Annotated in this window: 24 protein-coding genes, 1 tRNA gene, 1 pseudogene and 1 other annotated feature; of the genes and pseudogenes, 19 read left to right on the top strand and 7 right to left on the bottom strand. The window is 38.3% G+C overall.

Features of this window, described 5'->3' with window-relative positions; genetic code table 11:
- The first annotated feature begins 6 nt into the window (after nucleotides 1-6).
- From trpB (B7725_RS00685) to trpA, 8 genes are all read left to right on the top strand, one after another.
- Entirely contained in the window at nucleotides 7-1185 is a 1179-nt protein-coding gene (gene trpB, locus B7725_RS00685) for a tryptophan synthase subunit beta (RefSeq protein WP_061588681.1), read from the top strand.
- Nucleotides 1182-1407: a binding site (T-box leader), on the top strand. It overlaps the preceding gene by 4 nt.
- 376 nt (nucleotides 1408-1783) lie before the next feature.
- The gene (gene trpE / locus B7725_RS00690) at nucleotides 1784-3145 is read left to right on the top strand and encodes an anthranilate synthase component I (protein WP_084874144.1); all 1362 of its coding nucleotides are present in this window, start codon (nucleotides 1784-1786) and stop codon (nucleotides 3143-3145) included.
- Nucleotides 3142-3708, top strand: a complete 567-nt coding sequence (locus B7725_RS00695) for an aminodeoxychorismate/anthranilate synthase component II (RefSeq protein WP_084874145.1) — start codon at nucleotides 3142-3144, stop codon at nucleotides 3706-3708. Before trpE ends, B7725_RS00695 begins: the two co-directional genes overlap by 4 nt.
- A gap of 10 nt (nucleotides 3709-3718) precedes the next feature.
- On the top strand, nucleotides 3719-4723 hold the full coding sequence (trpD, locus tag B7725_RS00700; protein WP_084874146.1) for an anthranilate phosphoribosyltransferase: 1005 nt from the start codon (nucleotides 3719-3721) through the stop codon (nucleotides 4721-4723).
- Entirely contained in the window at nucleotides 4720-5487 is a 768-nt protein-coding gene (trpC, locus tag B7725_RS00705; RefSeq protein ID WP_084874147.1) for an indole-3-glycerol phosphate synthase TrpC, read from the top strand. The genes trpD and trpC overlap by 4 nt, the downstream gene beginning before the upstream one ends.
- On the top strand, nucleotides 5474-6073 hold the full coding sequence (locus B7725_RS00710) for a phosphoribosylanthranilate isomerase (RefSeq protein ID WP_084874148.1): 600 nt from the start codon (nucleotides 5474-5476) through the stop codon (nucleotides 6071-6073). Before trpC ends, B7725_RS00710 begins: the two co-directional genes overlap by 14 nt.
- The gene (trpB, locus tag B7725_RS00715) at nucleotides 6051-7274 is read left to right on the top strand and encodes a tryptophan synthase subunit beta (RefSeq protein WP_084874149.1); all 1224 of its coding nucleotides are present in this window, start codon (nucleotides 6051-6053) and stop codon (nucleotides 7272-7274) included. Before B7725_RS00710 ends, trpB (B7725_RS00715) begins: the two co-directional genes overlap by 23 nt.
- The gene (trpA, locus tag B7725_RS00720) at nucleotides 7267-8043 is read left to right on the top strand and encodes a tryptophan synthase subunit alpha (RefSeq protein WP_084874150.1); all 777 of its coding nucleotides are present in this window, start codon (nucleotides 7267-7269) and stop codon (nucleotides 8041-8043) included. The genes trpB (B7725_RS00715) and trpA overlap by 8 nt, the downstream gene beginning before the upstream one ends.
- Here the strand turns inward: trpA and B7725_RS00725 are convergent.
- Nucleotides 8015-8674, bottom strand: a complete 660-nt coding sequence (locus B7725_RS00725; protein WP_084874151.1) for a prepilin peptidase — start codon at nucleotides 8672-8674, stop codon at nucleotides 8015-8017. The genes trpA and B7725_RS00725 overlap by 29 nt on opposite strands.
- Nucleotides 8675-8743: 69 nt before the next feature.
- Between B7725_RS00725 and B7725_RS00730 the strand changes: the two genes are divergently transcribed.
- Nucleotides 8744-9199: a GNAT family N-acetyltransferase gene (locus B7725_RS00730; protein ID WP_025171842.1), complete on the top strand. Its 456-nt coding sequence runs from the start codon at nucleotides 8744-8746 to the stop codon at nucleotides 9197-9199.
- A 79-nt stretch (nucleotides 9200-9278) separates the two neighbouring features.
- Nucleotides 9279-10538 (top strand): S41 family peptidase, encoded by a 1260-nt coding sequence (locus B7725_RS00735; protein WP_084874152.1) that lies wholly within the window; start codon nucleotides 9279-9281, stop codon nucleotides 10536-10538.
- 532 nt (nucleotides 10539-11070) lie between these two features.
- Here B7725_RS00735 and B7725_RS00740 read toward each other — a convergent pair.
- The 6 genes from B7725_RS00740 to B7725_RS00770 all read right to left on the bottom strand — a co-directional run bounded on the left by B7725_RS00740 (nucleotide 11071) and on the right by B7725_RS00770 (nucleotide 17237).
- Nucleotides 11071-12216 carry a low temperature requirement protein A gene (locus tag B7725_RS00740; protein ID WP_084874153.1) on the bottom strand — a complete coding sequence of 382 codons (1146 nt, stop codon included), beginning with the start codon at nucleotides 12214-12216 and terminating at the stop codon, nucleotides 11071-11073.
- A 214-nt stretch (nucleotides 12217-12430) separates the two neighbouring features.
- The gene (locus tag B7725_RS00745) at nucleotides 12431-12883 is read right to left on the bottom strand and encodes a transcriptional regulator (RefSeq protein WP_084874154.1); all 453 of its coding nucleotides are present in this window, start codon (nucleotides 12881-12883) and stop codon (nucleotides 12431-12433) included.
- A 519-nt stretch (nucleotides 12884-13402) separates the two neighbouring features.
- A complete protein-coding gene (locus tag B7725_RS00750) occupies nucleotides 13403-14008 on the bottom strand; it encodes a DUF1269 domain-containing protein (RefSeq protein WP_061597013.1) in 606 nt (201 codons plus the stop codon).
- A 767-nt stretch (nucleotides 14009-14775) separates the two neighbouring features.
- Nucleotides 14776-15291: a DUF308 domain-containing protein gene (locus B7725_RS00760; RefSeq protein ID WP_061586782.1), complete on the bottom strand. Its 516-nt coding sequence runs from the start codon at nucleotides 15289-15291 to the stop codon at nucleotides 14776-14778.
- Between the two features lie 338 nt (nucleotides 15292-15629).
- Nucleotides 15630-15702, bottom strand: a tRNA-Lys gene (locus B7725_RS00765).
- Nucleotides 15703-15965: 263 nt separating this feature from the next.
- Entirely contained in the window at nucleotides 15966-17237 is a 1272-nt protein-coding gene (locus B7725_RS00770) for a replication-associated recombination protein A (protein ID WP_084874155.1), read from the bottom strand.
- A gap of 115 nt (nucleotides 17238-17352) precedes the next feature.
- Between B7725_RS00770 and B7725_RS00775 the strand changes: the two genes are divergently transcribed.
- The 9 genes and pseudogenes from B7725_RS00775 (at nucleotide 17353) to prmA (ending at nucleotide 26004) form a co-directional block, all read left to right on the top strand.
- Nucleotides 17353-17823, top strand: coding sequence for a DUF3013 family protein (locus B7725_RS00775; protein ID WP_084874156.1), 471 nt, complete (start codon nucleotides 17353-17355; stop codon nucleotides 17821-17823).
- Nucleotides 17824-17868: 45 nt separating this feature from the next.
- Complete coding sequence (locus B7725_RS10045; RefSeq protein ID WP_239823760.1) at nucleotides 17869-18399, top strand: ATP-binding protein; 531 nt, start codon at nucleotides 17869-17871, stop codon at nucleotides 18397-18399.
- A 190-nt stretch (nucleotides 18400-18589) separates the two neighbouring features.
- Nucleotides 18590-19921 carry a hypothetical protein gene (locus tag B7725_RS10050; RefSeq protein ID WP_239823761.1) on the top strand — a complete coding sequence of 444 codons (1332 nt, stop codon included), beginning with the start codon at nucleotides 18590-18592 and terminating at the stop codon, nucleotides 19919-19921.
- A 2-nt stretch (nucleotides 19922-19923) separates the two neighbouring features.
- Complete coding sequence (locus tag B7725_RS10055) at nucleotides 19924-20181, top strand: hypothetical protein (protein ID WP_239823762.1); 258 nt, start codon at nucleotides 19924-19926, stop codon at nucleotides 20179-20181.
- Between the two features lie 242 nt (nucleotides 20182-20423).
- Nucleotides 20424-20573: pseudogene (locus B7725_RS00785) on the top strand (NUDIX hydrolase); the annotation flags it as partial.
- A 116-nt stretch (nucleotides 20574-20689) separates the two neighbouring features.
- Nucleotides 20690-21724: an ATP-binding protein gene (locus B7725_RS00790; protein ID WP_084874158.1), complete on the top strand. Its 1035-nt coding sequence runs from the start codon at nucleotides 20690-20692 to the stop codon at nucleotides 21722-21724.
- A 61-nt stretch (nucleotides 21725-21785) separates the two neighbouring features.
- Complete coding sequence (locus tag B7725_RS00795) at nucleotides 21786-23969, top strand: S8 family peptidase (RefSeq protein WP_084874167.1); 2184 nt, start codon at nucleotides 21786-21788, stop codon at nucleotides 23967-23969.
- A gap of 50 nt (nucleotides 23970-24019) precedes the next feature.
- Nucleotides 24020-25039 (top strand): AbiH family protein, encoded by a 1020-nt coding sequence (locus B7725_RS00800; RefSeq protein WP_084874159.1) that lies wholly within the window; start codon nucleotides 24020-24022, stop codon nucleotides 25037-25039.
- Between the two features lie 14 nt (nucleotides 25040-25053).
- Entirely contained in the window at nucleotides 25054-26004 is a 951-nt protein-coding gene (prmA, locus tag B7725_RS00805) for a 50S ribosomal protein L11 methyltransferase (RefSeq protein WP_084874160.1), read from the top strand.
- Nucleotide 26005 lies beyond the last annotated feature (1 nt).

The following is a 26005-nucleotide window of genomic DNA, read 5'->3' on the forward strand; positions in this document are numbered from 1 at the left end:
AATTTTATGACAACTAAAGGTTATTTTGGACAATTTGGTGGTAGTTTTGTACCGGAGCCGATTCAGGCTTTGTTGGATGAGCTAGAAGTGACATTTGACAAATACAAGGATGATCCAGAGTTTTTGGCAGAATTTCGCCATTACTTGAAGGATTATTCAGGTCGCGAAACACCGCTCTATTTTGCGGAAAGTTTGACAGACCACCTAGGTGGGGCTAAGATTTATCTCAAGCGCGAAGATCTTAATCACCTTGGTTCTCACAAGCTCAACAACGTTTTAGGACAAATTCTTCTTGCCAAACGTATGGGTAAAAAACGAGTGATTGCAGAAACAGGAGCTGGTCAGCACGGTGTTGCGACAGCAGCAGCTGCAGCCAAGTTTGGTATGGCTTGTGATGTCTACATGGGTGCAGAAGATGTGGAGCGTCAACGTCTCAATGTTTTCCGTATGGAGATGATGGGAGCGACCGTTCACGCAGTTGAAACGGGGACACGAACTCTTAAGGATGCGGTCGATGCAGCCTTTGGAGCATGGATGAATGACCTTGAAGCCTTCTACGTTTTGGGATCTGCTGTAGGCCCTCATCCTTATCCTACCATTGTTCATGAATTCCAAAAGGTCATCAGTGAGGAATCTCGTCGTCAAATCTTGGAAAAAGAAGGCCGTTTACCAGACTACGTCATTGCCTGTGTAGGTGGTGGTTCAAATGCCATCGGTGCTTTTTCGCAGTATGTGGCTGATGAAGAAGTCAAATTGGTAGGAGTAGAAGCTGCCGGTCACGGACTTGACACAGACAAGCACGCAGCCACTATGACAAAAGGTAGTGTCGGAATTGTCGACGGTATGAAGACTTATGCAGTCTTTAAGGAAGATGGAGAGCTGGCGCCAGTTTACTCTATCTCTGCTGGTTTGGACTATCCAGGGGTTGGCCCAGAACACGCCTACTTCAAAGATTCAGGTCGCGTGGAATACGTAGCAGCAACGGATGAAGAAGCTGTTCAAGCCTTGCTTTTATTAAGCAAGACAGAAGGGATTATCCCAGCTATTGAAAGTTCACACGCCATCGCAGAAGCGGTTAAACGTGCACCAAAACTAAGTAAAGATGAGATTATCATCATCAATGTCTCTGGTCGTGGAGACAAGGACGTAGCTGCGATTGCAGACTACCTAGAAACTAAAAAATAAAAGATGGAAAAATTACAGTCCTTTCTCTCACAGAGAGCTTGTGGTTGCTGGAAACAAGCAGAGAAAGCTGTAAGGTTGGGTCCATTTGAAACAAGAGAAGAAAACATAATTCTCAAGGGAGTGCCCTTTATCGCACAGCCTGTTACAGGAATGTTCTGAGACAGGAATGAGAGATAGGATAAATCCTATAATTGAGGTGGCACCGCGAATTTCGTCCTCACGCAAGTTATTTTGCGTGGGGATTTTTATATATTTATCGTAGATATGGTCATCAGTTTTAAATTATGCTTCATCAATAGATAGAATTCTATAAAATATTTACGAACGAAGTGAGTTTCTAAAAGATGTTTCCCGCCATAGTGGTATCCTAGAGAAGCAAAGATGCTTCTCTAGGACGGAATTTTTGAGAGTAAAATAGTTTTGGGAACTATTTTAGCCTGAGCCTAGAAATGAATGAGCGAGGAGCTCAAAAATTAGGTCTTTCATTTCATGGATTTCTAAAATCATCCACTGGATAATTTTACCTCCCGTCCGCACTATTTAAGGGAAATAGAAAAAGATAAAAAAATAAAAATAAGGAACTGAAAGGGAAATTACAATGGAACGAATCATTCATGGAGATGTCTTATCACCAATCTTGGCTTACATGCGCCTAAGGGGGCAACACAAGGTTATCTTAGAGAGTATTCCGAGAGACAAGGAAACCGCTCGTTTTTCTATCCTAGCCTATAATCCAGTTTTTGAGATTAAGTTTGAAAATGGAGTCCTTTATCAAAATGGTCAAGTGATTGATCGGGATCCCTTGGATTACCTTTATGAAGTAACTCATAAGAGCCAGCATCATTCAGATCTACCTTTTGGTGGGGGAGCCATTGGTTTTGTCGGTTACGATATGATTTCTCTTTATGAAGAAATCGGTCAAATCCCTGAAGATACAATTGGGACGCCAGACATGCACTTCTTTGTCTATGAGAGCTACATGGTTTTTGACCATAAGAAGGAAAAAATCCATGTTATCGAGGATGCTCTTTATAGCAATCGCAGTCAAGAAGACTTGGAAAAAGCCTTGAACCAAGTGCTGGAGGAATTACGCATCCCTGCTCCAAATGAATTTGAAGACTTGGATTTATCTCCGCTGGACTTCAAACCGCACATCGCTCCTCAGAAGTTTGAGGAAATGGTGGAAACAGCTCGCGACTTGATTCGTAACGGGGATATGTTCCAATGTGTACTCAGCCAGCGTTTCTCAGCAGAGGTTACTGGAAATCCATTTGACTTCTACAGAAATCTTCGCGTGACTAATCCATCAAATTACCTTTATTTCTATGATTTTGGGGATTATCAAATCATCGGAGCTAGTCCTGAAAGTTTGGTTTCAGTTAAAAATGGCATCGTGACAACCAATCCGATTGCCGGTACACGACCAAGAGGAGCGACGGATGAAGAAGATAAGGCCCTGGCGACAGACCTGCTTTCTGATGAGAAGGAAACAGCAGAGCATCGGATGTTGGTAGACTTGGGACGCAATGATATCGGTCGAATCTCTCAAACGGCAAGTGTCCAAGTTACCAAGTATATGGAAGTGGAGCTCTTCCGCTACGTCATGCATTTGACCAGTGTGGTCAAGGGTCGTTTGCTTCCAGAACTCACTGCCATGGATGCCTTGAAAGCTACACTTCCAGCTGGAACAGTTTCAGGAGCACCAAAGATTCGAGCCATGAGACGCATCTATGAACTGGAAACGGAAAAACGAGGCGTATATGCAGGAGCAATTGGCTACTTGTCAGCGACGGGTGATATGGATTTCGCTATTGCCATCCGAACTATGATTCTCAAAAATCAAACAGCCTATGTGCAGGCTGGGGCAGGGATTGTCTACGACTCTATCGCCCAAAACGAATACCAAGAAACCATTAACAAGGCTAAATCTATGACTAGAATTGGAGAACTAAGACCATGATTTTATTGATTGACAACTATGATTCTTTTACCTATAACTTGGCGCAATACATCGGGAATTTTGCAGAAGTGCAGGTCTTGAGAAATGATAACCCTAAGCTGTATGAAGAAGCTGAAAAAGCAGATGGTCTGGTCTTTTCTCCGGGTCCTGGTTGGCCAGTTGATGCTGGAAAGATGGAAGACATGATTCGTGATTTTGCAGGTAAGAAACCGATTCTAGGGATTTGTTTGGGCCACCAAGCCATCGCAGAAGTCTTTGGTGGGAAGTTAGGTTTGGCTCCCAAAGTCATGCATGGGAAACAGAGCAATATCAGCTTTGAAGCCCCATCTGTTTTGTATCAAGGTATTGAAGATGGCCGTGCGGTCATGCGTTACCACAGTATTTTAATTGAAGAAATGCCAGAAGAGTTTGAAGTGACAGCTCGTTCGACTGATGACCAAGCTATTATGGGAATTCAACACAAAAACCTGCCGATTTATGGCTTCCAGTACCATCCAGAAAGTATCGGAACGCCAGATGGCTTGTCTTCTATTCGGAATTTTATCGAGAAGGTTGTAAAGTGAGGAAACTAGGATGAAAGAGATTATTGAAAAATTAGCAAAATTTGAAAATTTATCAGGTGTGGAAATGACGGATGTCATTGAGCGTATCGTTACTGGACGTGTCACTGAAGCGCAGATTGCTTCTCTCCTCTTGGCCCTTAAGATGAAGGGGGAAACACCGGAAGAACGCACAGCTCTTGCACAAGTTATGAGAGGCCATGCCCAACATATTCCAACTGAAATCCATGACGCTATGGACAACTGTGGTACAGGTGGGGACAAGTCCTTCAGCTTTAACATTTCGACCACTGCAGCCTTTGTCTTGGCTGGTGGTGGCATTCATATGGCCAAGCACGGTAACCGCTCGATTTCTTCTAAATCGGGTTCGGCAGATGTCCTTCAAGCCTTGGGTATCAATCTAGACCTCAAACCAGCTGAACTAGGTAAGGTTTTCGATAAAACTGGAATCGTCTTTCTCTTTGCTAAAAATATGCACCCAGCTATGAAGTACATCATGCCCGCTCGTTTGGAACTAGGAATTCCAACAATCATGAACTTGACCGGTCCACTGATTCACCCAATGGCCTTGGAAACACAGTTGCTTGGCATTAGTCGTCCAGAACTCCTAGAAAGTACAGCTCAGGTTTTGAAAAACATGGGTCGCAAACGTGCCATCGTGGTTGCTGGACCAGAAGGGCTGGATGAAGCTGGCTTGAACGGAACAACCAAGATTGCTCTTCTTGAAAATGGCGAAATCACCTTGTCAAGCTTCACTCCAGAGGATTTGGGGATGAAAGGCTACGCTATCGAAGATATTCGTGGAGGGAATGCTCAGGAAAATGCAGAAATTTTGCTCAGCGTTCTTCAAAACCAACCAAGTCCATTCTTGGAAACGACAGTTTTAAATGCTGGTCTTGGTTTCTATGCCAATGGTAAGGTAGATAGTATCAAGGAAGGAGTTGCCTTGGCTCGTCAAGTGATTGCTAGTGGCAAGGCCTTTGAAAAACTCAGACTGTTACAGGAGTACCAAAAATGAGTCAGGAATTTTTAGCACGAATTTTAGAGCAGAAGCCGAGTGAGGTCGAGCAAATGGAGCTGGAGCAAATCCAGCCTTTGCGCCAGACCTATCGCTTAGCAGAATTTTTGAAGAATCACCGGGACCGTTTGCAGGTAATCGCTGAGGTCAAGAAGGCTAGCCCTAGTCTGGGAGATATCAATCTAGATGTGGATATTGTGCAACAGGCCCAGACTTATGAAGCGAATGGCGCAGTGATGATTTCGGTTTTGACAGATGAGGTATTCTTTAAAGGGCATTTGGATTATCTACGAGAGATTTCTAGTCAGGTAAACATTCCAACGCTCAACAAGGACTTTATCATCGATGAAAAGCAAATCATCCGAGCTCGCAATGCCGGTGCTACAGTTATCTTGCTCATCGTGGCAGCCCTGTCAGAAGAACGCCTCAAAGAACTGTACGACTATGCGACAGAGCTTGGTCTGGAAGTCTTGGTGGAGACTCACAATCTAGCTGAACTAGAGGTGGCACATAGACTTGGTGCTGAGATTATTGGGGTTAATAACCGCAACTTGACGACCTTTGAGGTCGACTTACAGACCAGTGTAGACTTGGCCCAGCACTCTAAGGAAGGTCGCTATTACATTTCTGAATCTGCCATTTTCACAGGGCAGGATGCAGAACGAGTAGCACCATACTTTAACGGAATTTTGGTGGGAACAGCTCTCATGCAGGCAGAAGATGTAGCCCAGAGAATCAAGGAGTTGCAGATTGACAAAGGTTAAGATTTGTGGACTGTCGACCACAGAAGCGGTAGAGACAGCCGTTTCAGCAGGGGCAGACTACATCGGTTTTGTCTTTGCACCTAGTAAAAGACAGGTGACCTTGGAAGAGGCTGCTGAGCTGGCAAAGCTCATTCCTACTAATGTTAAAAAGGTTGGTGTATTTGTTTCACCAAGTCGGGCAGAACTGCTAGAAGCGATAGAAAAAGTTGGCTTGAACTTGGTTCAAGTTCATGGTCAGGTAGCAGATGGTTTGTTTGAGGATTTGCCTTGTGCCAGCATTCAGGCTGTGCAGGTGGATGGAAATGGTCATGTGCCTCATTCTCGGGCAGACTATTTACTCTTTGATGCTCCTGTGGCAGGGAGTGGCCAGACCTTTGACTGGGGTCAACTAGATACGACGGGACTAGCTCAGCCTTTCTTCATCGCAGGTGGGCTTAAGGAAGACAATGTAGCAAAAGCAATTCAACACCTTACTCCCTATGCAGTAGATGTATCAAGTGGAGTGGAGACAGATGGACAAAAAGATCAGGAAAAGATTAGAAGATTTATAGAGAGGGCAAAGCATGGCATATCAAGAACCAAATAAAGATGGATTTTACGGAAAATTCGGTGGACGTTTTGTCCCAGAAACATTAATGACAGCAGTTTTGGAGTTGGAAAAGGCCTACCGTGAAAGTCAAGCAGACCCAAGTTTCCAAGAGGAATTAAACCGGCTCTTACGCCAGTATGTAGGACGTGAAACGCCTCTTTACTACGCAAAAAACTTGACCCAGCATATCGGCGGAGCCAAGATTTACCTTAAACGTGAAGACCTCAACCATACAGGGGCCCACAAGATTAACAATGCCTTGGGACAGGTTCTTCTGGCTAAACGCATGGGTAAAAAGAAAATTATCGCTGAAACTGGTGCTGGTCAGCACGGTGTGGCAACTGCAACAGCTGCGGCCCTCTTTAACATGGAATGTACCATCTATATGGGTGAGGAAGATGTCAAACGCCAAGCTCTTAATGTCTTCCGTATGGAGCTTTTGGGAGCCAAGGTTGAGGCTGTGACAGATGGTTCGCGCGTGCTCAAGGATGCAGTTAATGCAGCCCTTCGTTCATGGGTGGCAAATATCGATGATACCCACTATATCCTTGGTTCTGCCTTGGGACCTCATCCATTCCCAGAAATTGTTCGTGACTTCCAAAGTGTCATCGGTCGAGAGGCTAAACAACAGTACCGTGACTTGACAGGTCAAGATTTACCAGATGCCCTAGTAGCCTGTGTTGGTGGTGGTTCTAATGCTATCGGTCTCTTCCATCCATTTGTAGAAGATGAGTCAGTAGCCATGTATGGGGCTGAAGCGGCAGGACTTGGTGTGGATACGGAACACCACGCAGCTACCTTGACCAAGGGGCGTCCGGGTGTCCTTCACGGTTCCCTCATGGATGTGCTCCAAGATGCTCATGGTCAAATTCTTGAAGCTTTCTCTATCTCAGCAGGTTTGGACTATCCTGGTATCGGTCCAGAACATTCTCACTACCACGATATCAAACGTGCCAGCTATGTCCCCGTGACAGACGAGGAAGCCTTGGAAGGATTCCAACTCTTGTCTCGTGTGGAAGGAATTATCCCTGCCTTAGAATCCAGTCACGCTATCGCTTTCGCAGTGAAATTGGCCAAAGAACTCGGACCAGAAAAGTCTATGATTGTCTGCTTATCTGGACGTGGTGACAAGGATGTCGTTCAAGTCAAAGACCGCTTGGAAGCAGACGCAGCAAAGAAGGGAGAAGCTCATGCCTAAGACTTTAACAGAAAAATTGACAACTCTGAAAGCAGCAAAAAAGGGAATTTTCGTTCCCTATATCATGGCTGGAGACCATGCAAAAGGTTTGGATGGTCTTGCTGAAACAATCCACTTTTTAGAAGATTTGGGTGTTTCAGCCATTGAAGTTGGAGTTCCCTTTTCAGACCCTGTTGCAGACGGTCCTGTTATCGAAGAAGCAGGCTTGCGCAGTCTAGCTCATGGTACTTCTACCCAGGCTTTAGTTGAAACTTTGAAAACCATTGAAACAGAGGTTCCACTTGTCATCATGACCTACTTTAACCCACTCTTTCAGTACGGTGTGGAGAAATTTGTCAAAGATCTATCTGATACAGCGGTCAAAGGTTTGATTATTCCAGACCTACCGCATGAACATGCTAACTTTGTGGAGCCTTTTTTAGCGAATACAGACATTGCTTTGATTTCACTTGTTAGCTTGACGACAGGAATAGAGCGCCAAAAAGAACTAATTGAGGGAGCTGAAGGTTTTGTTTATGCTGTTGCCATTAACGGGGTGACAGGGAAATCAGGCAATTACCGAGCAGACTTGGATAAGCACTTGGCACAATTGCATCAAGCGGCTGACATCCCAGTCTTGACAGGTTTTGGCGTATCTAGTCAAGCCGATGTAGAACGCTTTAATGCGGTGTCAGATGGCGTTATCGTCGGTTCGAAAATTGTAAAAGCTCTCCACCAAGGAGAGCCGATTGAGGACTTTATCAAACAAGCAGTAGCTTACCAAAAATAATCACACAAGCAGCAAGTAAGAGGAAAGGCACGAAAGGAAGTCTTTCCTTTTTCTTTTGCGAAAGAAAGGCTAAAATCCCTGCCGCAGAAGCAAACTGGATCAAGATGAGTAATTCTGTCGCGCTAAAGATGAGAGAACAAGAAGCTAGAAAGAGGAAATCTCCTGCGCCTATTCGGATATCGATAAAATGAGCCATGATTCCGAGGGCAAGGAAGAAGACCATAATCGGATTCCAACCACAGAAAGACATGAGGATTAGGTGGAACGTCAGCCAGACTAGTAAGGGATATTCCTGATGGAGAAGGTCGTAGATGCCTAAGGTCAAGCCAGCAGTGATTAGGATGACTTGACCAAAGGAAAGCCAGCCCCATGACCAAGCCAGAAAGAGGACACCCAAGCCCAATTCAAAGAGGGCATACCAAATAGGATAGCGAATCTTGCAGTAGCGACAGCGAAAGCGACCAATTACTTGAGAGATAATCGGAATCAAATCTAAGGGTCGCAAGCGAGTCTGACAGGAATTGCAGTAGCTAGCCGGTCGAATAATGGATTGCTCAGGGAAACGGTCAATGACCAAACCCAAGAAAGAAGCGAGAATGCTCCCGACAAGAAAAAAATAAATATCAATCATACTTATTTATTCGTAAAAAATAGGAGAAGTAGTATAATGGAGAAACATAAACAAGATAGTGAGGTCAAGATGACAATTCGTTTTGAAGAAAATGTGAGCACAGAAAATGCCCAGCTCGTATGCCAATGGTCTAATTCCCTTGGCAAATCCTTTCAAGAACAATGGATGGGATCAATGATTCCTTTTCCCTTAACAATTCAAGTCTTGCAAGATTTGGAAGGAATCTTTTCAATATTTGATGAACAAGAATTTGTGGGGCTTATCCAGAAAATCAGGCTAGAAGACAGGAATCTTCATATCGGGAGATTTTTTATCAACCCTCAGAAACAGGGGCAAGGATTAGGTAGCCAGGCTTTTAAGGACTTTATTCAATTAATGTTTGAAAATGAAGAAATTGCCAGTATTTCTCTAACAGTCTTTGAGTCAAATCAAGCAGCAAAGCATCTGTATCAAAAAGAAGGATTTGAAATCGTTCAAATGGTTGAAACACCTATACGAAAATACATCATGAAAAAGGGCGGATAGCAGATTGACTTTGTAGTAAAAACTCCTTTTTCGCTGTGAAGAAGGCTATACTATTTTAACGGTAGAAGGGATGGCTCGTATGAAAAAAACAGATATTTTTAAAGACATTGTTTGGATTATGACACATGATTCATCTACAGTAAAAGATCGCAAAGGGTGCAACTCTCAGCCTTTTCTAGAAAAGATTACAGATGATATGACTGAGCAAGAATTTCTCTATCAAGTCAGGACTTATCTTGCTAGTTTTGGGATTATTGGGCATGTTTCTTTTCATGATAAAAAATCAGGTCCGAAAGGTTTTCTTTTGAGGATAAGTGAGCAGGAAATGTTTGTCGAGGAAGCAAACCAAGATACAGGCCTCCGAGTGGGGGATCGAATCCTCGGTCTGGATGGAATGAGCTTGGAGCAAGTAGCTTTGCAACACCCAAATTACTTTATTAGTCTGACTCCAGAAAGACGATACCGAGAATGGGCAGATTTGCTACTGATGGCAGAGCAAGTGACCGTCTTGCGAGATGGGCAGGAAATGTCTATTACAGTTCGTGCTAGCCAGCAAGCTCAAAAAGCTCAGCTCTTTTGGAAAGAGTTGGAGTCAGATATCCTCTATCTACGCTTAGATAATTTTATGGATGAAGAAGCGATTAACCGTTTATACCAAGAGTGCTTGCAGAAGATTGCTGAGATAGAAACTCTTATTATAGATATCCGTTACAACAATGGGGGCACGGATTCTTTGTATTTTCCGCTCTTACACCTTGGCTTGGAGGAAGGGAAAGGCTATGACACTCTTGATTTACAGGATGATGGAATGGAAATTCTCTATACAGAAGGAAATGTCGATCGACGCTTAAAAGACTTTGAATTATGGCTTCAACAAGAAAATATCAGTCCTGATACGGTGAAACTGCTTGAAGATTTTCGTAATAACTTACTCCAAAATCGAGGGAAAGGCTATGTTCGGTATCAGGATGATCAGGACGAGCTTTTTCCAGGTGTTAAGGGTGGTCACTATCCAGAGCAAATTTTTGTTTTGTCGGATATTTATTGTGCCTCATCAGGAGATAATTTTGTCAAGATGATGAAGAATTTTAAGAAAGTAACAGTTATCGGCCGTCCAACGCTTGGTATTTTAGACTACTCAAATTGTTGCAAGGTAGATTATGATGATTACTTTTTGATGTTCCCAACTTCTCGCTGGTTGGCTATAGATAAAGGCAAAGGGATGACGAACAAAGGTGTTCTTCCTGATATAGAAGTCCCTTGGACTCCTGCACATTTTGAACGAGATGTAGATCTAGATAAATGTCTGGAGTTGATTGAGATGAAGAGGAAACATTAGATTGTTTAAATAAAAGACTTAGTTCTGTATGAAATAGAGCTAAGTCTTTTGCTTTTGATTTGTTTGTAATTGAGTAAAATGATTGTATCACTGAGGGGTAAAAGAATTTTTTACACACCAAATATATCTTGAGCATCCGTTGATAGAATAAAAGTAGGGAGGACACAAAAAAAGCCTTGTAAATCAAGGCTTTTTCCTGTTGTTTAGATGCCCCCTGCATGAATTTGTAAGAACTTTTCATATTGAAAATAAACAAAAATGTTGAAATATAGCTGATTTTAGGGAAATACATTTAGGTATTTTCAATGTCAGGATTTAAAAATGGGGCAAAAGTGGGGCAAAAACAAATTAACGAAAAAAATATCGAGTTCGTGCATCAAGTAAATGATAAATTGCAAGAATAAGTGCAACATTTACTCGAACTCATCCTCTAGAGCTTCACTAGCAGTTCTGTAAGCTAAACATTTTCGTGGTCGGTGATTGATATCATATAAAGCCTTGGTTCCCAAAGCTTTTTTATGTTATAAACTCATTAAAATAACTCCCAGTTAGATTTGGAATATTTTTTATTCTGTGTCATATAAAAATAAATAGAATGAATAGCTATAGCTAGAGCTAAAATGGTTGTAATACTTACTACTATTATAGGATTAGAAGCAAAGATTAAAGAGAGAATCAAGGCAGCCAGATAGAGTGTAGCTTGGACACAGTAGTAACTTTTCGAATAGCGAAGATAGTGTTTGTTATAGGGCCCATTTGCTAGGACAGCAGCTTGGAAGAGGCCAATTCCGATATAAAAGAAGCTGGTTGCAAAGAGAAGATTAGTTTCAGGATTCAGAAGAAAACTCATCGAAACGGTCATCATAAGAAGTCCAATGAAAATAGGATAGTGACTGTAAATTAGAAATAGTCCCTTTTGATTAGATTTTTCATCAATAGCATGGTCGAATTGACCAAAATAAAACAAGAACAGAGAAATCATAATAATGAAATAAAGAACCGAATAAATCGAGAAATTCTCGATTGTAAAGAAGTTAGCTAGCTCCGTAATCATCTCTCCAAACATAATAATGACAAGAAGGGAGATGCGCTCGATTAAATGGGGGAGATTTACCTGGTAATGCTTATCTTTATTAAGCAAGATACTTGGCATAATAAATGTTAGCAGAATACTAGCAAATAAGATATAGACTCTAAGGTAAATAGGAAGAAGAGCTGCTAGATAGAATCCTAAACTTCCTAGACCTGTTATCCATAGAAAACCTTTGATACTTTCCCGATTAGCATCATCGGTTGATTTTCTAAAAAATTCAACCAAATATTGAAAAAATAAGGTAAGGGTTAATGTACCAATAGCCCAACAGAGATAATGAAAATATTGTTGCCAATCAGGTCCAATCATATTGGCTATAAAGAGTAAAATTCCCATTTTGATAAACATGATTACTATGTTAAATAAAGAGTTCTTTCCATAGCGATTGGTATAATCGGTTTGAATCATCCAGGAATCGATGAGAAACAAAGTAGCAATGAAAAAATCAAGGAAAGAATTCCAAGTCAAAATACCGTTATGAAGATGGTCAATTAAAGTAGTTACTTTTGAAATTGCAAAAACAAAAACTAGGTCATAAAAAAGTTCTGAAAATTCTACACGTTTATGTTTAATAAGAGTTGTCATCTTAAGACCTTTCTATTTTAGAAGTACAATTTATTATAACAGAAAATGGTAATAAAAAAAAGGGAGATGCTTAAATAACTTCATGTGACGCGAATTGTCAAAACCTTGGAGCACATTTACCTCATGTACCAACTCACAGGCAGAGTGTTTGATGATTGATAATGAAGAATAAGATTTTACAATAGAAAAGCGAGGATATCCTCGCTTTTTTTATTTAATCTAATAGCTCCTTATTTTCAATTAAGAGCTCTAGTGGAGATTTATCTCTTGCTTCAATAAAACCAGGTTCATATTGGGTATGAAGTGTTCTTTTCTGAGAAGTTGGATCAATATACAACTCATCTCCATCTTCTGTGTATAGTTGGTTGCCTCTTGTTAAGTAAAGTAAATCCTCTAAGTACTGTCCATCAGTTTCTAGAAAATCTTCGATGTATTTGACAGCTTTTAAGATTTCACTTACTTTATCAGAGTATTCATTAGATTCAAGAACACTCTTTTCTAACTCAATCTCTTTACTCGTTCCAAAGAGTTGGGTTGGAGTTGCATTAAAATATTCTGCTATCTTATCCAAATTTGCAAAGGTAGGATAGCTTTTTTGTTTTTCGTAGAGGAGCAAAAGAATTTTTTTACACACAAAATATATCTTGAGCATCTGTTGATGGGACATAAGTAGGGAGGACACAAAAAAAGCCCTGATTCCAAGGCTTTTCCTGTTGTATTTAGATGCCCCCTGCATGAATTTGTATGAAATTTTCATATTGAAAGTAATCAAAAATATTGAAATATAGATGATTTTCGGAAGGTACTTTTAGGTATTTTCAATGTCATGATTTAAAAATGGGGCAAAAGTGGGGCAAAAACGAATGACTCACATTTGGTTAGAAAACCTATAATACCTATATATGTTGACCCTCGTAGCCAGACGAACCATAACTCTATAAGCTTTGATTCAGGAGACCAGTGTACCTATGATAAATCATCAGTGCCTATTATTAGAGAATATAGAAAAGTCATGTAAATTAGCTACAAATTTACATGACTAACATAAAAAGCGAACAAACAGAAGTTTAAGTGCCAGAAAACTCCGTTTGGTCGCTTTTTTATTAATTTAAACCATTTATTTAAATAGCTTAATAGTAAAGATTTTCAAAAATCGAAATCTTTTTACCTCAGTCTCTTCAGTCTGTTAATTTTTTTTCGAAAATTTCTCTTTAATATTAGCTTTCAATTTATCAAATTTTTCACGACGAGCTTCTTTTTTATCCGCAATTAAGCGAGCTTTAGCTTGATGCTCTAAATCTTCTTGAATTTTGAGAGCTGACTCTATCTCTGCCGCAACAGTAGCGACATCCCATCTAGCAATGTCAACCTGATACTTTTCAAAAATAGCATTTAAAACAGATTCATCATTTTCTTGTACAAGTGCAATAATAGCTACTTCGCCATTAGTCAACTTTTTACTAACGGTTGTAATTAATGCCGAATTGATCAATTCTTTGTCTGAACCAACGGAGGCGCCAATTGCTCCACCAGTAGCAAAACCAAAGAGAACACCTAATGGTCCACCTAAAATTCCGATTAAACTACCAATTAATCCGCCTTCGAAATAATCATCTCCTAGGGAATTCATCAAATCAAAGCTATCTTTGACGTTAACAACACCATTTTCAGCTTTTACAATTGAAGCCTGAGCTAATTTGGTATTTTCAGTTTGAACAAACTGTTTTAATTCTGAAAAGGCCTGAAAGGCTTCACTTTCAATATGAAAAATTGAGACAACAACATTTTCCATGGGCTTACACTCCTTTATTACTTTATAGAGATAGAATAAAATCTCCTATATTTAGTAGTACAAACTACTGCTACACAAGGTGAATTGTAGCATACAATAATCTTTTATGCAATATACAATATATTACAAAAAGATTAAATTTTTATTTAAAAACTTATATTCTATAAATTAGGCAATTTTAAAATTTTGATTAAAAAGAAAGATTTAGATAGAGCTGTTGGTAGACTTAGGAAATTTTAAGAACATGCATTAGTTAAATTAAATGGTTCTTTTCAATTAAGTTTTAACTTCTATCTGGTAAGTAAAAGGAAAAATAATACCCGTGGTGCTAGTTAAACTCAAAATACAAGAAAAGCCTAAAAGGACTATACTGTAAGTGACAAAACAAAACAGGAGGATAGTCCAAATGAGCCACTTACATTAGTCCTGTGAAATACAGAACTAAATCCTTCACTTAAATTACTTGTCTAACTTTTTGGGGTCAGTACAAACAGTGCTTTTTTTGTTGAAATCGCAAAGAATCTAAGCTTTCTTTTTGCAGATAACATTCGCTCTTTTATTTTCGGTATGATTGAGTCGATGCCCCGTTCTCGACCGGTTATTATTGCAACTTATCGAATGCTAGAGCACTATGCCATCACTTTTTGGAAGAATACTTAGAGCAATTCTACGCAGAATGGAATGCGAAAAAGTGATAATTAAAGAGACGAAAAAGCTGAGAATATGATTTCCCAGCTTTTTTGAATGCGATAGAAATAGCAACTAGACTATTTACGAAAGGCCTCAATAATGTAGGTGAAGCCAGTAACTAAAAATGAAAAGGCAATGACATAAACGACAAAGACACCTGTAGCCACTGGATTGAACAGAATCACTAGACCTAGTAAAAATGCAAGCAAGGCTACCCACGTGATATTGCTACCAATAATAGGGAAAATCAATCCTAGACGATTGCCTTTAAAGAAAGCAATAATGGCTTCTACAATTAACCAAATTCCTACAATGGTCGGAATGACGACCGGCAGGGTCACAAAGCCATAAGCAACGAGGTAAAGAGCTAAGAGAAGACTAACAAATCCTTGGAAAAGATAAACAGGTGAGCGAAGCTCTTTTGGTGCAGAGAAATAGCCTAAAATAGCTGCTATAGAAGAAACCAGTAAACCAAATGCAATCCACCAGCTGTAAGCAACAAGATTAGCTACTGGGTTTGTAAATAGGAAAAGTCCTAAAAGGACAAAAACAACTCCTGCAAGGAATAGCAGTAAACGATTAGAAAATTTCATTTCAATACCCCCTATATAGTATAGTATAGTTTGATAATAAGACTATTGTACTTATTTTTATAGAAAATGTCAATAAAATAAATAAACAATTTGGAAGTTTCAGTCTGATTCATGAAAAGAAAATCAGTTTTTATCATTTTGAAAATAAAAAGAGAAGATAAAATTTGTCTTCTCTACATGAAAATATTGTATGGCATCAAAGCAAAAGTAACTGGCTTTACACTATTTGTTAAGATGTAATTTGATTCAAAAAGAAAAGATAGATTTAAATGTAGGGCAAATCAGTTATAGACAAACAAAAAGCCTTGAAAATCAAGGCTTTTTCCTGTTGATTTAGATGCCCCCTGCAGGGCTCGAACCTGCGACCCATAGATTAAGAGTCTACTGCTCTACCAACTGAGCTAAGAAGGCAAATAAAAAGCTGTATTGGTGCCGAAACTTCACGGTTTGTATTGAACCCGCGCAATTAAGCAGGTGGGCAACTCGCTCTAACTGAAGCTGTTTCCGTGTGAGACGGCCTACATGCTGTTAGAAGACTTTTGTTTCCCTAAAAATACAAAAAATAGTCGGTCAACACTTAAGTGTGAAGTCGTACACCACAGCGTTTCTATATTTATATGATACCACTTTTTCAAAAAAATTCAAGAGGAAAATTTATTTTTTTGAAAAGGATTTCACAAGTGTCTTAATTTATCAATGGTTTCCTTACGTTGCGCCAAGGCCCGTTCGTACTTGCCAGTATCTTCTGGAGAGAAGTAGTGATGATCACGTATTTTTTCGGGTAAGTAATCTTGTTTGACCCAGTGTCCAGGATAGCTATGGGGGTAGAGATAGTTTTGGGCATTGCCCAATTCCTTGCTACCACTATAATGTCCATCACGTAGATGTCGCGGAATGGGCAAATGTCCTGATGATTTGAGGTCAGCAAGAGCCTTGTCCATAGCCACATAGGCTGAGTTGGACTTGGGTGAAAGGGCTAAATCAATGACGACATTAGCAATGAGGATGCGAGCTTCTGGGAAACCAATCCTTTGTGCAGCATCTAGAGCAGTTACGGTATGGATCTGAGCCTCAGGATTGGCCAAGCCGATATCTTCATAAGCAATCACAGTCAAACGACGAGCGAGGCTAGGCAGATCCCCAGCTTCAACCAAGCGGGCTGCGTAATGAAGACTAGCATCCACATCCGAGCCACGGATGGACTTTTGCAGGGCTGAAAGGACATCGTAGTGACCGTCCCCATCCTTATCCATGGTAATGTAACTCCTCTGCAGGCTGTTTTCCATGATATCAAGAGTGATATGGCGGATGCCCTTGTCATTTTCGGGAGTAGAAAGAACAGCCAAGTCAAGTGAGTTGAAGGCAGAGCGAAGATCTCCGTTTGTAGAAGTTGCGATGAAATCCAGCGCATCCTCATCTAGCTCAACTGGAAAATCAAAACCACGCTCAGGGTCAGTTAGAGCTATCTGAAGAGCCTCTTTGACGTCTTGGTTAGACAGAGGTTCCAACTCAAAAATTTGAACACGGCTACGGATGGCAGGAGTGACAGAAAAGAAGGGATTTTCAGTCGTAGCACCAATCATGATGACCAGACCACTTTCTAAGAGTGGTAGAAGAAAGTCTTGCTTAGTCTTGTCAAGACGATGAATCTCGTCTAGTAGCAGTACAAGGCCACCTGAGAATTTAGCCTCTTCAGCGATTTCTTGGAGACGTTTTTTACTATCAACAGTGGCATTGAAGGTCCGAAAGGCATACTTGGTCGTTCCAGCGATGGCAGAGGCGATACTGGTTTTGCCGATTCCTGGAGGTCCGTAGAGAATCATGGAGGACAGGCGGTTGGCCTCCACCATACGACGGATAATTTTTCCAGGTCCTACCAGATGCTCTTGACCGATGACCTGGTCGATGGTTTTAGGGCGCATGCGAAGCGCGAGATTGTCAGGCATAGCAGTCCTTTCTAACATGGATTTTCTGATGTATATGTGGTAAGATGGTAGTATCTATTTTAGCATAATTCCGAGCAATCGGGGCGATTAAAGAGTCGCATAGAAAGAGGACAAAATGGCAACATACGGATTTTTAGATGTTTTAGAGGAGGAGTTGGACAAGAACTTTCCCTTTGACTATGAGATTAGCTGGGACAAGCGCAATCATGCGGTTGAAGTAAGTTTTCTATTAGAGGCACAAAATGCTGCAGGAGTGGAGATGCTGGATGAGGATGGAGAGGTTTCGTCAGATGATATCCTTTTTGAAGAAGCGGTCCTTTTTTACAATCCGACCAAGTCAACGGTTAACGCAGAAGACTATCTGACGGTCATCCCTTACCTACCTAAAAAAGGATTTTCTCGTGAGTTTTTAGCTTATTTTGCACTTTTCCTCAAAGATACTGCCGAGGTTGGGCTGGATGCCCTCATGGACTTTTTGGAAGACCCAGAAGCAGAAGAATTCGTCATGGAATGGAACCAAGAAGTCTTTGAAGAAGGAAAAGTCGGCTTGGAAGAGGGAGAATTTTATCCTTATCCGAGATATTAGAAAGAAGACGAACTTTATTTGAGTAAATGTAAAGGGAGGTAAATCTTGACAGCGGGAAAAAAATATATTGGTGCTTATAGCCGAGAAGCTAGAGACTATTTTTCATTATTGCCTACAGAACGAGAAATAGTAGAGCAGTTGCAGGCTATTTACAGAGAAGAGAAAGGGCTTTTTGTCTTATGTGGCAATAGAGGGTCAGGAAAATCAAGTCTTAAAAATATTTCTTTGGAATTTGATAAAAAGTATAGTTGTGATAAAGATGACAAAGAAATTCTTGTAGTGAATGTGTCTTTTTTCAGTGGTAACAAAGATTTTCATAGAGAAATTTTAATGCAAATTCCTAATGCTATTTCCAAAAGAATGGAGGATATTGAAGACTATCTTGATGGTTTTATTAATGATGATAGAGGGTTTTATCCAACTCTAGAATTTAATGTTGATAAAAAGATAAAAGAATACAATCGGTTAGAACAGAATCAAATTAGAAAAAAATTTTCAACAATTCATAAAAAGTTGAAAAAATTGAGGAAAAAGAAAATACTTCAAATATTCTTAATTTATGTAACAAGTTATTAAGTAAAACCAGCGATGTAGAGGAACAATTTAAGCTTTTAAATAAACAACATGGATTTCAAAAAAATAGCTGGTTTTCTTTTGAAAAAAACGAGTAGATATTTCAAGTTTTCGAAGAAATATTGACGAACTATATCATAAAGTTGAGTATTTTGAAATAAAATCGGATGAGCTGAAAAAATTAGAGGAATTCTTGCGTATTTCTCACCAACAACTGCAATATTTTGATCTAGAAATAACAAATACAAAGAGGTATTTAGAATCAACTACTTCAGAAGTATCATCCGAGTCATCTATTGATTTAAGTGCTGATATAGGAATAATAAAATCGGGATTTCAATTAAGAGGAAACATTTCTTCAAGCGATAACGAAGAATTGTCTCGGGAGTTAAAAAGTATTGTTACTGAGGAGTTAAAAGAGCGTCAGCTACTACGACTTTTAAAAAATATGTCTGAATACTTTAATATTACTTTTTCTATAGATGAATTAGATAAATGTAATAAAGCTACAATTATTGATATGATTGATAAAAATAAAAGGTTATTCTTTGATTGTAATGTTTCGACATTGCTAATTACAGATATATCCACTGCAATATCTTTATTGGAAAAATCAGATTATATTTCTGAACCTAATATCATTGTTGTCCCTGATTTAGGTATTTTGGATTATATTCACAGGATTAATCATAAAGGGCTACCCCTAAGTTATAATTTTATTACTATTCTAGATTCCTATTTCGTGAATAGAATGAATAATAGGGAGTTAAATTACGGTAGAAAATATGAAGGAAGAACTTATTATTCCAAGGGATTTGAACTTTACAAGTTTATGAATTCTACTCTTTATAAAGGTGTAAATGAACTTTATAGACCTATGATATTGAAATTTTATTGGAAGTTAATTGACTTACTAGATTTTGTCGGGGAATTATCTAAAGAAGAATATGAACAGTTTGAGAATAGTTTTTTTAATAATAATGATTTGCATTCTTTAAAAATTAAGTTTATACTGCGCAAAATAATAGATCAATTAACGACACAATCTTTTGATTACTCTTTTACTCTCGAGGATAGTCGAAGTCGGTATGGACATACTAAATCACTGACTGAGTTTAATAATAAGAAATCCTATATTCGCGAATTTTTGCAGCAAATAGCTTCAAAACCAACGATACTTTCAGATGAGACTGCTTTTTTAAAAATTAATCATATAGACTCTCAAACTGAGGAATTTTACTACTTTGATATAGAATTCTCAGATTATCTAAAAAAATTGGGTATTGATGATGAGAAGTTCAAAAATATCTTGTTGCAATTATCTGAACCAGGGAAGAAAGGTATATATGATGGAAGAACTTATCGTTTTGCAGAGGAATTTTATGATCCTTCTCAAGGAGTTGATGATGCACGAGCCATTGTAGAGAGAGAGAAAATACAGTTGGCGTCATTTTATTCTATCCATACGATTATTCGGAGAATGCTAATCCTAATCACCAGCCACGACGAAATGGTATTATTGTAACTGTGACTGATTTTGATGAATTTATACTATATCCATACATAGGTTATAGTGGTCTACATTCTCACGAACCATCTCGTCTCACAGAATTTAAAGAAGAATTGAGTGATCAAAATATCCTAGTTTACGAAGTAGAAGATGAAAATTTATGGAAAGGATGTTTCGAAAAAGATAATAAAGAACTTGAAGATAAGATTTTTGAAGTGTGTAAAAAAGAAATAGAAAGATGGCTTAGTGATATGAAATATAGAGCCAACAGGTAAACATCTTGGTTAAATCATTGATTTATATTGTTATGTTATTAAAGATCGTTATATCTCCTTAGCAATATTTAATCTTTCCAAGACTAATGAAAGTTATTCGAATGAATTTTTATCATGAAAATACTAGACAATTTAGTTTGTCAAACAGAAAACAAATAACAGTAGGGCGGTGCGAGACGAGAAACGCTACTATGCAAACTGGTTAGAGGAGCTGGAAAAGGCATTAGCTGAAGGAATCTAACATGGAAATCAAAATTACTGATTTTACAGGCTGTAAGATTGCCCTCTTTTGTGGGGATAGGATTTTAACTATCTTGCGGGATGATAAGTCCAGCATTCCTTGGCCCAATATGTGGGAGTTGCCAGGTGGTGGAAAGAGTGTCAGGGAAAATCTGATATAGTATTGCATTAAAAGAATATCCTTTCAAGGTTATTCTTTTAATTTTGTCCCAAAATAGTTGATTTCGTCCCAAGAATATAGTATTATTTGTGTAAGGAGGAATGAATCATGAAAAAATCAGATGTTCTTGATTTAATAAAGTATCATTATGAGGGCAGAGAGACAGAATTTAGAAATCAATCCATAGCAATTGCTCGGAACTTCAATAAACATGGTGATACACAATTAGCACAATATATTATGGGGTTAATGTCCCAAAGTGATAGATTCATGCCGCAAATAGAGAATCCTAGTGAGTATTTGACTCCTGCTAAACTAGATATTGGTCCTCTCCCATTGCCTCTTTCAATTATGAATGATTTAAAAGGAATAATAAACGCTGTCAATCATCATATTGGAATAAATAAATTTTTATTTGTGGGATCTCCAGGTACTGGGAAAACTGAAAGTGTAAAGCAGGTGGCTAGACTTATTGGCAAGGAATTACTTGTAGTAGATTTCAGTCACTTAGTAGATAGTAAGCTGGGGCAAACAGTCAAAAACTTAGCAACTCTTTTTAATGAAATCAATAATCTTCCTTTCAAACAAAATTATATCATCCTATTTGATGAAATTGATTCCATAGTACTGGATAGGGTTAATCAGAATGATTTGAGAGAAATGGGACGAGTGACTTCTGCCTTTTTAAAGGAGTTGGATAGGCTGTCACCAGAAATTGTATTAATTGCAACAACAAATCTTTTTGAAAATCTTGATAAAGCAGTTACGAGAAGATTCGATGCCATAATTGACTTTGACCGTTATACTGATGAAGATAAAGTAGAAGTAGCTACTATTATTTTAAATGAGTTATTAAAGCAATTTAAGAATGTAGCCAGAGATTTGAAATTATTTAAAAAAATTATATATAGTTCTAATACAATTCCAAATCCAGGTGATTTAAGGAATATGATACGAACATCATTGGCATTTAGTGATCCACAAGATCCACATGATTATCAAAAACGTCTCTTAAGAAGTTTGCATAGTGGAAAAAATTTATCTATTTCTAAATTATCAGAATTAGGTTTTACAGTTAGAGAAATTGAAATTTTAACAGGTGTTTCTAAAAGTAGTGTATCACGAGAATTAAGCGAGGGTTAACATGAATACATTATTGACATTACGTGGAAAAAGTTTTACACAAAAATCAAGAAATAATGGTATGGGACCAATAACTATACCCAAAAAAGCAATAATTACATTGGAACATTTGAAGTATCTTCATTTTTCATTAGAAGAAACGAAAACATATTGGGAGAAAAATAACATTATCGATGGTATTTTGATCAGTATTTACTATAATCGAATTGTTGCCAAAAGTAACCGTATTAATGGCTATTTCAATGTAGGAGGAGGGAATCCATTCCCTAATGATACCATTGTGGGAGCAAAATTCAATGAGGAGAAGACAAAACATATTGTTACTCATTATATTTCTAGAGATACTCTTAATAAAACAATAACCGTTTTAAGTAAGATAATTGAAGTTTTTGAGGAACATTTTGATAGAGGGATAACATGTGAGATGTTCTCTGATTCATCAACGTTTGCTTCTATAAATTTTTCGGAGTATGGTATTTCAAAAAGTAAATTTCAACAGTATTTGAGAGATTCTTGCTTTATTGAGAATTTTGGGGTTGAGCACACTACTGTTTCTGATATTCAAAATTCTATCGTGACATTTTATGATGTCCATACAGACATTTTTAGATTACTAAATAAATTAAATATTGATATTTCAGAAGCTAATATTATGAATCAGACCACGGTCTTGCTTGATGAAAAAAATATTGAATTGCTACTATCAAAAGCTCCCTATCTTGTCTCCATGATTGTGGAAGATTTTTCTAAGTTATCTGTAGATGATTTTTCTTTAGATAATAATGATTTAAAAATAAATCTTCCATCTCCAATGAACGAACCAGTTGTTGGCGTTATTGATACCTTATTTGACAAAAGAGTTTACTTTAATGAGTGGGTAGAATATCATGATTTTGTCTCACCTGATATTAGAAAAGATAGCCAAGATTACAAGCATGGGACAGCTGTGACTTCTTTAATTGTTGATGGAGCCAATTTGAACCCTAATCTGGATGATGGTTGTGGAAATTTTAGAGTAAGGCATTTTGGTGTGTCACTACAAAGTGGATTTAATTCATTTACAATCATAAAACAGATAAAAGAGATTGTTTCTCAGAATTCTGATATTAAGGTTTGGAATCTTTCTTTAGGGTCCAATGATGAAATAAGAGAAAATTTTATCTCTGCAGAGGGAGCTTTATTAGACGAAATTCAATTTGAGAATGATGTAATTTTTATTATAGCTGGGACAAATGCTTCAGTAATAAATGGGAAACGTAAAAGAATAGGTGCTCCTGCTGATTCACTTAATTCTATAATAGTAAATTCTGTTGATTTTAATAATCAATCAGTGTCATATTCACGAGAGGGTATTGTTTTATCATTCTTTGTTAAACCAGATGTGTCATATTATGGAGGGGGAAATGGTGACTTTATAAATGTTTGTGAACCTCTAGGATTAGGTCGTGTAGCTGGAACAAGTTTTGCGGCACCTTTTATTGCAAGGAAAATGGCCTATCTCATTCATATTATGGGACTTAGCCGAGAAGAAGCAAAGGCTTTGCTAATTGATGCAGCAATACCCTGGAATGATAAGAAAACATTCACTGATTTATCTTTGATAGGAAATGGTATTGTTCCAATAAAAATGGATGATATTTTATCTACACCTGATGATGAAATTAAATTTATTGTGTCAGATATCTCTAGGGCTTATGATACCTATAATTATGATTTTCCAGTACCTATTTCTAGTGAGAGTTATCCATATGTAGCTAAGGCAACAATGTGTTATTTCCCTAACTGCTCAAGAAATCAAGGGGTTGATTATACAAATACTGAGATGCAGATTACTTTTGGTAGGTTAAAGTCAGACGGTATCGAATCGATAAATAAAGACAACCAGCATGCCGAAGATACCCCAGGATATGTGAGAGAAAACGCAGCTAGAAATATATTTAGGAAATGGGATAATGTCAAGCATATTGGAGAGTCGTTTACTTCTAGAAAGAGAGCTAAAGCAATTTTAAATCCATCTAATCCTCAGTGGGGGATGAGCATTAAAACAATCGAACGTTTGAAAAGTGGTGATGGACAAGGAGTACGTTTTGGTGTAGTAGTTACATTAAAAGAATTAAATGGGGTTAATCGTATTGAAGATTTTATTCAGCAAGCTGAATTAAGAGGTTGGCTAGTTAATAGATTACAAGTTGAAGCTCAAGTAGATCTCTTTAATAGTTTAAATGAAGAAATTGAATTTGAATAGTGGATATTTTAACCTTATTTTAGATATTAGGAATACAAGAGGGCAAAGATATGAATATCACCTATATCGTCGGAAATGGTTTGGATTTACAATATGGTTTGAAAACAAGATATAAGGATTTCTATGAATTTCAAAATAAGGTTTACATAAGTAGGAAAGAGAATGAGGAGGAATATTCAAATTTTATTTATGATTCGCTATTTTCTGATAAAGTAAATGATTACGAAAATTGGTCAGATTTTGAATTGTCAATTGGTAAATTGACAAAAGATAGCGACCTCATTTCCTCAAGTATAGAAATGAAGGAGGAATTTATAGACGATTTTAGTGAAGTAGTTGACGATTTAAGAGAATATCTACGATTACAACAAGAACAAAATCTTGAGGAAGGTATTGTAATTGACTTTGTAAGCACTCTAAATAATATGGAAAATTCTCTCCCTTTAATCAATCAACCTGCTATCAATAAAAAATATAAAGAAAATTTATATCAACATGACATCGTGAATATCTTAACCCTTAATTATACAAATGTGTTTGATAGATTATATGATAGATCGGGAAAATCATTTGAAAACAAATTAAGAAACAATAGTTATAATTTTTATATTGAATCTCCAATTCATGTACATGGGACAGTAGATATTTGCACGGTTTTAGGAGTTAGCGATGATACACAAATTTCAAATAGTTTTGATGAAGAACAAAAAGAATCCTTAATAAAAAATTTAGTTTTGAAGAACTATAGAGAAAATATGGATGTAAAGAATAGTGATATTATAAAAAACTCTGACATCATTATTCTCTATGGGGTTTCTTTGGGAGAGACTGATAGGTATATCTGGAGTCAGATCGCTGAACGATCAATCAGCGGTTCTGTTCCGGTCATAATTTACCATTATGTACCTCATTTTGATCCAGGAAATCCCACTAGAGTGAAGCGTTTATATAAAATGATAGAAGACAAATTTATACAGAATAGTGGTATAGACTTAGAGTTAGAGAAAAAATTAAGAGACAACCTTATTGTCGTTATTGGTAAAACTATTTTTAATCTAATAGAGAGGTAATTTAAAAAAACAAAATGGAAACATGGCAAGAGTTAAAAGTTACAGTTAAGCGTGAGGGGGAGGAACTGGTTTCCAATCTCTTGATTGAGCTGGGGGCGCAAGGTGTTGCGATCGAGGACAGTATGGACTATGTGGGAAATGTGGATCGATTTGGTGAGATATTCCCTGAAGTCGAGCAGCAAGAAGAAATCGTGGTGACAGCCTACTATCCTGATACGGTTGATGTGGCAGTGGTTGAGGCGGACTTGCAGGCTCGTCTCCTAGAATTAACAGATTTTATGGATCTTGGAGAGGTCAAGATGGGGACGGCTGCCTTGGCTGAGGAAGACTGGGCTGACAACTGGAAGAAATACTATGAGCCAGCTCGTATTACCCATGACTTGACCATCGTGCCGTCTTGGACGGACTATGAGGCGACTGCGGGAGAAAAGATTATCAAGCTGGATCCAGGCATGGCCTTTGGGACTGGAACGCATCCAACGACTAAGATGAGCCTCTTTGCCTTGGAGCAGGTCCTTCGTGGGGGGGAAACGGTTTTAGATGTGGGGACTGGATCAGGTGTCCTTTCTATTGCCAGCTCGCTTCTGGGTGCCAAGGAAATCTTCGCCTATGACCTGGATGATGTGGCAGTTCGTGTGGCTCAGGAAAATATTGAGCTCAACCCTGGTATGGAAAATATCCATGTAGCTGCAGGCGATTTGCTTAAGGGTGTGGAAATTAAGGCAGATGTCATCGTGGCTAATATCTTGGCGGATATTCTCATTCATCTGACGGGTGATGCTTATTGCTTGGTCAAGGATGAAGGCTACCTCATCATGAGTGGCATTATCAAGGACAAGTGGGACATGGTGCGCGAGTCAGCTGAGTCGGCTGGATTCTTCCTTGAAACCCACATGATTCAAGGGGAATGGAATGCCTGTGTCTTTAAGAAGACCAAGGATATTTCAGGTGTGATTGGAGGCTAGC

The organism is Streptococcus oralis subsp. tigurinus (assembly GCF_002096275.1).
In the GTDB taxonomy this organism is placed as follows: Bacteria; Bacillota; Bacilli; order Lactobacillales; family Streptococcaceae; genus Streptococcus; species Streptococcus oralis_CN.

Excerpts from the sequence above, each read along its gene's own strand:
- trpB (WP_061588681.1), top strand. The coding sequence starts at position 7 with ATGACAACTAAAGGTTATTTTGGACAATTTGGTGGTAGTTTTGTACCG.
- trpE (WP_084874144.1), top strand. The coding sequence starts at position 1,784 with ATGGAACGAATCATTCATGGAGATGTCTTATCACCAATCTTGGCTTAC.
- B7725_RS00695 (WP_084874145.1), top strand. The coding sequence starts at position 3,142 with ATGATTTTATTGATTGACAACTATGATTCTTTTACCTATAACTTGGCG.
- trpD (WP_084874146.1), top strand. The coding sequence starts at position 3,719 with ATGAAAGAGATTATTGAAAAATTAGCAAAATTTGAAAATTTATCAGGT.
- trpC (WP_084874147.1), top strand. The coding sequence starts at position 4,720 with ATGAGTCAGGAATTTTTAGCACGAATTTTAGAGCAGAAGCCGAGTGAG.
- trpB (WP_084874149.1), top strand. The coding sequence starts at position 6,051 with ATGGCATATCAAGAACCAAATAAAGATGGATTTTACGGAAAATTCGGT.
- trpA (WP_084874150.1), top strand. The coding sequence starts at position 7,267 with ATGCCTAAGACTTTAACAGAAAAATTGACAACTCTGAAAGCAGCAAAA.
- B7725_RS00725 (WP_084874151.1), bottom strand. The coding sequence starts at position 8,674 with ATGATTGATATTTATTTTTTTCTTGTCGGGAGCATTCTCGCTTCTTTC.
- B7725_RS00730 (WP_025171842.1), top strand. The coding sequence starts at position 8,744 with ATGACAATTCGTTTTGAAGAAAATGTGAGCACAGAAAATGCCCAGCTC.
- B7725_RS00735 (WP_084874152.1), top strand. The coding sequence starts at position 9,279 with ATGAAAAAAACAGATATTTTTAAAGACATTGTTTGGATTATGACACAT.
- B7725_RS00740 (WP_084874153.1), bottom strand. The coding sequence starts at position 12,216 with ATGACAACTCTTATTAAACATAAACGTGTAGAATTTTCAGAACTTTTT.
- B7725_RS00745 (WP_084874154.1), bottom strand. The coding sequence starts at position 12,883 with ATGTCCCATCAACAGATGCTCAAGATATATTTTGTGTGTAAAAAAATT.
- B7725_RS00750 (WP_061597013.1), bottom strand. The coding sequence starts at position 14,008 with ATGGAAAATGTTGTTGTCTCAATTTTTCATATTGAAAGTGAAGCCTTT.
- B7725_RS00760 (WP_061586782.1), bottom strand. The coding sequence starts at position 15,291 with ATGAAATTTTCTAATCGTTTACTGCTATTCCTTGCAGGAGTTGTTTTT.
- B7725_RS00770 (WP_084874155.1), bottom strand. The coding sequence starts at position 17,237 with ATGCCTGACAATCTCGCGCTTCGCATGCGCCCTAAAACCATCGACCAG.
- B7725_RS00775 (WP_084874156.1), top strand. The coding sequence starts at position 17,353 with ATGGCAACATACGGATTTTTAGATGTTTTAGAGGAGGAGTTGGACAAG.
- B7725_RS00790 (WP_084874158.1), top strand. The coding sequence starts at position 20,690 with ATGAAAAAATCAGATGTTCTTGATTTAATAAAGTATCATTATGAGGGC.
- B7725_RS00795 (WP_084874167.1), top strand. The coding sequence starts at position 21,786 with ATGGGACCAATAACTATACCCAAAAAAGCAATAATTACATTGGAACAT.
- B7725_RS00800 (WP_084874159.1), top strand. The coding sequence starts at position 24,020 with ATGAATATCACCTATATCGTCGGAAATGGTTTGGATTTACAATATGGT.
- prmA (WP_084874160.1), top strand. The coding sequence starts at position 25,054 with ATGGAAACATGGCAAGAGTTAAAAGTTACAGTTAAGCGTGAGGGGGAG.